The sequence below is a fragment of the Amantichitinum ursilacus genome (assembly GCF_001294205.1).
In the GTDB taxonomy this organism is placed as follows: Bacteria; Pseudomonadota; Gammaproteobacteria; order Burkholderiales; family Chitinibacteraceae; genus Amantichitinum; species Amantichitinum ursilacus.
In genome coordinates this window covers 124,396-131,725 of sequence record NZ_LAQT01000006.1, presented here as the reverse complement: position 1 = coordinate 131,725, position 7,330 = coordinate 124,396, and the positions used below count along the sequence as shown (strand labels likewise).

7 protein-coding genes are annotated in these 7,330 nt (G+C 59.9%); 4 read left to right on the top strand and 3 right to left on the bottom strand.

All coding sequences use genetic code 11. From position 1 onward, the window contains the following. Positions 1 to 279, top strand: a 279-nt coding sequence (locus tag WG78_RS23065; protein ID WP_236692007.1) for a hypothetical protein, incomplete at its 5' end; no start/stop codon positions are given. Here WG78_RS23065 and guaA read toward each other — a convergent pair. The 3 genes from guaA to WG78_RS08600 all read right to left on the bottom strand — a co-directional run bounded on the left by guaA (position 221) and on the right by WG78_RS08600 (position 3,616). After that, positions 221 to 1,777 carry a glutamine-hydrolyzing GMP synthase gene (gene guaA, locus WG78_RS08610; protein WP_053937396.1) on the bottom strand — a complete coding sequence of 519 codons (1,557 nt, stop codon included), beginning with the start codon at positions 1,775 to 1,777 and terminating at the stop codon, positions 221 to 223. The genes WG78_RS23065 and guaA overlap by 59 nt on opposite strands. Before the next feature lie 128 nt (positions 1,778 to 1,905). Then, positions 1,906 to 3,339, bottom strand: coding sequence for a D-alanyl-D-alanine carboxypeptidase/D-alanyl-D-alanine endopeptidase (gene dacB, locus WG78_RS08605; protein WP_053937395.1), 1,434 nt, complete (start codon positions 3,337 to 3,339; stop codon positions 1,906 to 1,908). A 91-nt stretch (positions 3,340 to 3,430) separates the two neighbouring features. Beyond that, positions 3,431 to 3,616 (bottom strand): oxidoreductase-like domain-containing protein, encoded by a 186-nt coding sequence (locus tag WG78_RS08600; protein ID WP_053937394.1) that lies wholly within the window; start codon positions 3,614 to 3,616, stop codon positions 3,431 to 3,433. 288 nt (positions 3,617 to 3,904) lie between these two features. Here WG78_RS08600 and WG78_RS08595 point away from each other — a divergent pair, with 288 nt between their 5' ends. From WG78_RS08595 to dnaX, 3 genes are all read left to right on the top strand, one after another. Beyond that, positions 3,905 to 4,360, top strand: coding sequence for a PTS sugar transporter subunit IIA (locus WG78_RS08595; protein ID WP_053937393.1), 456 nt, complete (start codon positions 3,905 to 3,907; stop codon positions 4,358 to 4,360). Between the two features lie 12 nt (positions 4,361 to 4,372). Continuing rightward, positions 4,373 to 5,305 carry an acetylglutamate kinase gene (argB, locus tag WG78_RS08590; protein WP_053937392.1) on the top strand — a complete coding sequence of 311 codons (933 nt, stop codon included), beginning with the start codon at positions 4,373 to 4,375 and terminating at the stop codon, positions 5,303 to 5,305. Positions 5,306 to 5,437: 132 nt separating this feature from the next. Then, complete coding sequence (dnaX, locus tag WG78_RS08585) at positions 5,438 to 7,309, top strand: DNA polymerase III subunit gamma/tau (RefSeq protein WP_053937391.1); 1,872 nt, start codon at positions 5,438 to 5,440, stop codon at positions 7,307 to 7,309. Positions 7,310 to 7,330 lie beyond the last annotated feature (21 nt).

Genomic DNA, 7,330 nt, shown 5'->3' with positions numbered 1-7,330 from the left:
AGCAAATCTTTGTTAAAGATTTTTGAAGGCATATCAGAAATCGCTTACTTAGCCCGATTCACCACCGCTGCAAAACCCGCGCGTTCTGGCGCATTTCGTTTAATTCCGGCGGAAATCGGACGTCACGTCGCGCAAAACCCGGGCAATAAACAAAAAACCCCGCGCTTAAGCACGGGGTTTTCATTTTTATTCGCTCTTATATGTATATATAAGGCGAAGGTCATTCCCACTCAATCGTGGCGGGCGGTTTGCCCGACACATCATAAACAACGCGATTGATCCCGCGGACTTCGTTGATGATGCGATTGGATACCTTGCCCAGCAGTTCATACGGCAGCTCGGCCCACTTGGCGGTCATGAAGTCACTGGTCTGCACCGCACGCAGCGCCACCACATATTCATAAGTACGGCCATCGCCCATTACGCCCACCGACTTCACCGGCAGGAATACGGCAAACGCTTGCGATGTTTTGTCGTACCAGTCGGCAGCACGCAGCTCATCAATAAAGATGGCGTCCGCGCGACGCAGCAGATCGCAGAACTCCTGTTTGACTTCACCCAGTACACGCACGCCCAGGCCCGGACCCGGGAACGGATGGCGATATACCATCTCATGCGGCAGGCCCAGCGCCACGCCCAGCTCGCGGACTTCGTCCTTGAACAGTTCGCGCAACGGTTCCAGCAGCTTCAGGTTCAGTGTTTCCGGCAGACCGCCCACGTTGTGGTGGCTCTTGATGGTGTGCGCTTTCTTGGTCTTGGCGCCGGCCGATTCGATCACGTCCGGGTAGATGGTGCCTTGAGCCAGCCAACGCGCATTGGGCAGCTTGCCGGCTTCAGCCTGGAATACCTCAACGAATTCGCGACCAATAATTTTGCGTTTGGCTTCCGGATCAGCCACCCCAGCCAGATGGCCCATGAACTGTTCAGTCGCGTTAACGTGGATAACCTTCACGCCCAGATGCTTGTTGAAGATGTTCATGACTTGCTCGCCTTCGTTCAGGCGCAACAAACCGTTATCAACAAAGACGCAAGTCAGTTTGTCGCCGATAGCGCGATGGATCAGCGCGGCGGCCACCGAAGAATCGACACCACCGGACAAGCCCAGGATGACCTCTTCGTCACCAACCTGTTCACGGATTTTCTGTACGGCCTGGTCCACATAGTTGGGCATGGTCCAGGACGGTTGCGCTTTGGCGATTTCCAGCACAAAGCGGTTGATCAGATCGCGGCCCTTGATGGTGTGCGTTACTTCCGGATGGAATTGCACGCCATAGAAGTTTTTGTCTTCGTCCGCCATGGCGGCGATCGGGCACGAGGGGGTTTCAGCAATCAGCTTGAACGTCGGCGGCAGCTCGGTCACTTTGTCACCGTGGCTCATCCACACTTCCAGCAGGCCGTGACCTTGTTCGTTGGTGCGGTCCTGAATGTCGCGGAACAACGCGCTGTGGCCGCGCGCACGGATTTCGGCAAAGCCGAATTCACGCACATGGCCGCCTTCAACCTTGCCGCCCAACACTTGCGCCATCCACTGCATGCCGTAACAGATACCCAGCACCGGCACGCCCAGCTCAAACAATGCCGGATCCGCCTGATAATCGCTTTCGTAGACCGAATTGGGTCCGCCCGAAAGAATGATGGCCTTGGGGTTGAACTCGCGAATGAAGTCGACCGAGACATCAAACGAGTGCAGCTCGCAATAAACGTGTGCTTCACGCACGCGTCGGGCGATCAGTTGGGCAACTTGAGAGCCGAAATCAAGGATCAGGATCTTGTCCATGGCGCGCCTTTGGTTAACCTGCGGGTAGCAGGATGGAAAAAAGCTCGCTATTTTAGCGTGTTACGCCCGTTACGGCGAGCGCCGCACAGCAAGCCTGTCCACCCGCCCCGCCCTGCACGCCAGCCAGCCTATTGCGCCGCCCCAAACGCCTGCGCCCATGCCAATGTGCTATCGATGACCGCCATGCCGCGCTCAGCCAATGGGTGATTAAGGATGACCACCACCGCCAGCATGCGACCATCGGCCCCGCGCATATAACCGGCGGCGGCGCGTACATTCTTGAGCGTGCCAGTCTTGATATGCGCGCCGGCGCCATCGGTATTGCGTAGTCGCTTTTTCATGGTGCCATCCACCGCGGCAATCGGCAGCGACGAGATATATTCCGGCGCATACGGGCTTAGCCAGCCCCACTGCAGCAATTGCGCCATATGCCGCACCGAAATCTGCTCCTCGCGCGACAGCCCAGAGCCATTTTCCAGCACCAGTTCGGGCCAGTCGCCACCATGCCGGGCGATGACGTCGTGCACCGCACGCACTGCGGCCGCAATATCATCGCTATCGCCCGCCTGGCGCGTTTGCGCCCCCAGCGTCAGAAACAACTGCCGCGCCATCAAGTTGTTGCTGTACTTATTAATATCGCGAATGGCGCTCACCAGATCAGGCGACTGGCTTTGCGCCAGCTTGATCGCGCCGGCGGGCACGCTGCCCAGACGCCAGTTACCCGCGATATCGCCGCCGGTTTCTTTCCACAAATAGCGCAGCAGGCTGGCGGTATATAGCGGGCTGTCCAGATAAGACTGGTATTTATCGACCACACAGTCCGCTGGCAGCGCGCCGCTCACCTTGACTCGCACCGCACCACGCGCGCCGGGCGTGGCGCTAAATGTCAGACCATTTCCATTACATGACGCATTGGCCGACACGCGTACCGCATTATCGACATCCAGCAATGCTACCGGCGGATCCACCACCACCCGGCTGGCGCGTGCATCCGTGGCCATATGAAAACGAAACGCATGGAAGTTGGTCAGCAGCGCGTCCGGCCCGACCAGATAGGCACGCGCCGGATCATTGCCGTCATCGGCAAAGCTGGTGCGTTCGGGGATTTGCAGCGCACTACGGTCCAGCACGATATCGCCGGTGATGCGATTGACGCCCGCAGCCCGTACATCACGCAACAACAGCCAGAGTCGTTCCAGCGTCAGTTTCGGGTCGCCGCTGCCCTTTATATATAAGTTGCCCGCCAACACGCCCTTATCGGGGGCGGCTTCAGACCACGCATCGGTGGTCCAGCTAAATGCCGGCCCCAACACATCCAGCGCACTAAAGGTGGTCAGCAATTTCATGGTCGAGGCAGGGTTCACCGCGCCATCGGCATTCCAGTATTGCGCCGCGCCAGGGGAGTCCAGCGGCACCACTGCCAGCGACAGGGCGCTGCCCGGAATATGCGCCGCATCGAGTGCGCTTTGCACCGGCGTTGGCAAGGCCGCCACAGCCCCTTGCATTGCCAATCCCAGCAGCGTCGCCACCCACCCGTAAACCACCTTGCGTAATGCACTCATGCTAGATCCAACATCGCTCCGGATTTTCCCGGCAAGGCGCCATTGTGCCTGCGTTGCGCGCGCTGCGCTGTGGGTCGGCCCGGCGTTCTCGTTATGAGCTGTGGCGCTGTTCCCACGCTTTAAGCTCGGCACGATAGCGGCGCAGTTCTTCGCCATAGGTATCAAAAATGCAGGGATCGCAGCCATTGCCGCAACAGGCTTCCAGCGGCGGTTCAAACGGCGGCTCCGGGCGTGGATCGGCCGGGGATTGCGGGGACGAATCGACAGACGTATTCATGATCGGACTGGCTGGATTGAATCGGGCCATTATCGCCCAACATAGCGGTTACGGCAGCCGGGCCGCCTTGTTGATGCGCGCAGCGTCAACGAGATGGCCCGCACCGCGTTGGGACTGCAGCCTATACGCTGTGAGCCGGTACCGGCAGACAACGGTTAACGGACATAAAAATATCGCAAAAAGGATGTTTCGATGTCCCTGCCCGCCCGGCTTCTTTCTTATAATGCGACCAGCCTGTCCCACAAGGACGGCCCTTCTTTTTAACTGCTGCCGATGGTGACCCACCCCATGAATATTGCTGAGCTGATCAAGCCGGAAACAATCCTGCTCGACCTCAACGTTTCTACCCGAAACCGATTGTTTGAAGAAATTGCCCGCAAACTTGAGCAGCAATATGGTTTAAACCGTGATCAGATCGTCAAAAGCCTGATCGCACGCGAAGAGCTCGGCTCGACGGCGCTGGGCCTTGGCATGGCGTTGCCGCATGCGCGCCTGAAAGGCCTGACCGAAGCCAAAGCCGTGTATGTCCGTACCACCCTGGCTCTGCCGTTTGATGCGCCCGATGGCAAGCCGGTATCACATGTGCTGGCGTTGCTGGTACCCGAACGCGCCACCGAAGCGCATCTGCAATTACTGGCCAGCGTGGCGCAATTGTTCAGCGACCAGGATTTCCGCCAGCGTCTGCGCAGCTGTGCCACTCCTGATGCGGTCTATCAGTTATTCCAGACCAGCGCCCAGGCTTAAGGAGAAACCGTCGTGGCCTCCAGTTCTCTTGATGCCAGCAGCAAGGCCAATATCCTGGCCGAAGCACTGCCTTATATACAAAGCTTTCATTCGCGCACGTTTGTGATCAAGTACGGCGGCAACGCCATGACTGACGAAGCGCTTAAAGCCGGCTTCGCGCGCGATATCGCGTTGTTGCAGTTGGTGGGGATGCGTCCGGTGATCGTGCATGGCGGCGGCCCGCAAATTACCGGGCTGCTGGAGCGCATGGGCGTGAAAAGCGAATTCCGCCGCGGCATGCGCGTCACTGACGCGCAAACGCTGGAAGCGGTGGAAATGGCCACGGCCAAAATCAACCAGGAAATCGTCGGACTGATCAACCGCAGCGGCGGCAAAGCCGTGGGTCTTAGCGGGCAGGATGGCCGTTTTATTCAGGCGCGCAAATTACTGCTGCCGCCCGAAGCCGGTGAAACCGAGCCGGTTGATATTGGCGCCGTGGGTGAAATTGAGCGCATCGACCCCGAGGTGATCAACCTGCTGCAATCGCGCAGTTTTGTGCCGGTGATCATGCCGATTGGCGTGGGCACGGACGGCGAGGTGTACAACATCAACGCCGACCTGGTAGCGGGCACACTGGCGCGCTCGCTGGATGCCGAAAAGCTGATCCTGATGACCAATACGCCGGGCGTACTCAATAAAGCGGGCAAGCTGATCCCGAGCCTGACCTTGTCCGAAGTGGATGGCCTGGTGGCCGACGGCACCTTGTCGGGCGGCATGCTGCCCAAGATCGGCTCGGCGCTGGATGCCGTGCGCGCGGGCGTTAAGTCAGCGCATGTAATCGATGGCCGCGTGCCCAACGCCTTGCTGCTGGAATTGCTGACCAGCGAAGGCATCGGCACGCTGATCCGCCCCGACGGCGGCCCGCATTTTCTGACCGATAGCCAGCGCTACTTCGGCGATCTGTAAACCGTTTATTGCTCTGCCCCACGCCCGCATCCACGCCGGATTGCGGGCGTTTGCTTCTGTGCGGACGGCCTTGATCGCATTCGCGCCCCGCAACGCGCTGCGCCCAATCTCTCTCTGGTAGAATCGCCCGCTATGGCTTATCAAGTACTCGCCCGCAAGTGGCGCCCCCGCACTTTCGCCCAGCTCGTGGGCCAGGAACATGTCATCAAGGCGCTCGCCAACGCGTTTGCCAATGGCCGGTTGCATCACGCCTGGCTGTTAACCGGTACGCGCGGCGTGGGCAAGACCACCATCGCCCGCATCATGGCCAAATCGCTTAATTGCGAAACCGGCGTCACCGCGGAGCCCTGTGGCGTGTGCGCGGCGTGTACCCAGATTGACGCGGGGCGTTTTGTTGATTTGCTCGAGATTGATGCCGCATCGAATACCGGCATCGACAATATCCGCGAAGTGCTCGATAACGCGCAGTACGCGCCCACCGCCGGCCGCTTCAAGGTTTACATCATCGATGAAGTGCACATGCTGTCCAAAAGTGCCTTTAACGCGATGCTGAAAACGCTGGAAGAACCACCCGGCCACGTCAAATTCATCCTCGCCACCACCGATCCGCAGAAGGTGCCGATCACGGTGCTGTCGCGTTGTTTGCAGTTTTCGTTGCGGCAAATGACGCCGCAACAGGTCTCGGGCCACCTTAACCACGTGCTCGAAGCCGAACAGATTCCGTTTGAACCCAGCGCGCTGGCCCTGCTGGGCCATGCCGCCAATGGTTCGATGCGCGATGCGCTTAGCCTGCTGGATCAGGCCATTGCCTATGGCGGTGGTGACGTACGCGAAGAAGGCGTGCGCGCCATGCTGGGCGCGGTCGACCAGAGCTATTTGTTTGATGTGCTGCGCGCGCTGGTGGCCAATGACGGCGTGGCCATGATGGCCGCTGCCGACAGCATCGCGGCGCGTGGCTTGTCGTACGAATCGGCATTGCACGAACTCGCACATTTGCTGCACCAGATTTCGATGGCGCAGGTTGTGCCCGCCGCGCTAGCGGACGATTTGCCACAACGCGCGGATATCCTGGCCATTGCCGAGGCAATCAGCGCGGAAGAAACCCAGCTTTATTATCAGATTGCCATTCATGGTCGCCGTGACCTGGCTCTGGCGCCCGATGAATACGCCGGTTTTTCGATGACGCTGATGCGTATGCTGGCGTTTGCGCCGGTCGGTGGCGCGCAGCTGGCGGCAATGCCGGCCAGTGGCGGTAGCGCTGCTTCCCGGCCTGCACCGGCGGCGATTGCGGCTCCGGCTCCGGTGCCGATTGCGGTGGAAACGCCGGTGGCCGCGCCGACACCAACTGCCGCGCCCGTGCCCGCCCCGGTTGCTGCACCCGTCGCCGCGCCCGCCCCGGCGCCCGCGCCTGCACCCGCCATCGAACCCGAAGATCCCAATGATCTGCCGCCGTGGGAATCGCTCTCCACCGAGCCCCCAGCGCATGTCACGATCGCGCGGTCCACACCAAGCGAGCCGGTCGCGAACAATCACGTTGAAGTGACGGTCAATGTCACTGGCGCGGAAATCCCGGCCGTTACCGTGCAGATCGAGCCAGCCGCGGCCATGGCGCCCCGGCTTGAAGATTTCAGCGGCGACTGGCGTGCCTTGCTCGACAGCATGAAAATCGGCGCGGCGCTGATGCTGGCCCACCAGGCAGAATTGACCAGTTGGAATAACGGCGTGTTTGTACTGCGCGTTAACAACGCCAACAAGAGCATCGCCACGCGCGATTTCCAGGACAAGCTGCGCGAGGCATTAAGCCGTCACTTTGGCCAGGATATTGAAGTCAGCGCGCAGCTGATCGAGGAAGAAATTCATCACACGCCCGCGGCCATCATGCAGCGCGAGCGGGCAGTACGTCAGGCGCAGGCGGAAGACGCAATCCAGAACGATCCGTTTGTGCAATCCCTGGTGCAAGACTTTGGCGCTATCGTGGTGCCCGGCACCATCCAGCCGGTGTAACCCGCGCTTTTACCGATCAAC

Excerpts from the sequence above, each read along its gene's own strand:
- guaA (WP_053937396.1), bottom strand. The coding sequence starts at position 1,777 with ATGGACAAGATCCTGATCCTTGATTTCGGCTCTCAAGTTGCCCAACTG.
- dacB (WP_053937395.1), bottom strand. The coding sequence starts at position 3,339 with ATGAGTGCATTACGCAAGGTGGTTTACGGGTGGGTGGCGACGCTGCTG.
- WG78_RS08600 (WP_053937394.1), bottom strand. The coding sequence starts at position 3,616 with ATGAATACGTCTGTCGATTCGTCCCCGCAATCCCCGGCCGATCCACGC.
- WG78_RS08595 (WP_053937393.1), top strand. The coding sequence starts at position 3,905 with ATGAATATTGCTGAGCTGATCAAGCCGGAAACAATCCTGCTCGACCTC.
- dnaX (WP_053937391.1), top strand. The coding sequence starts at position 5,438 with ATGGCTTATCAAGTACTCGCCCGCAAGTGGCGCCCCCGCACTTTCGCC.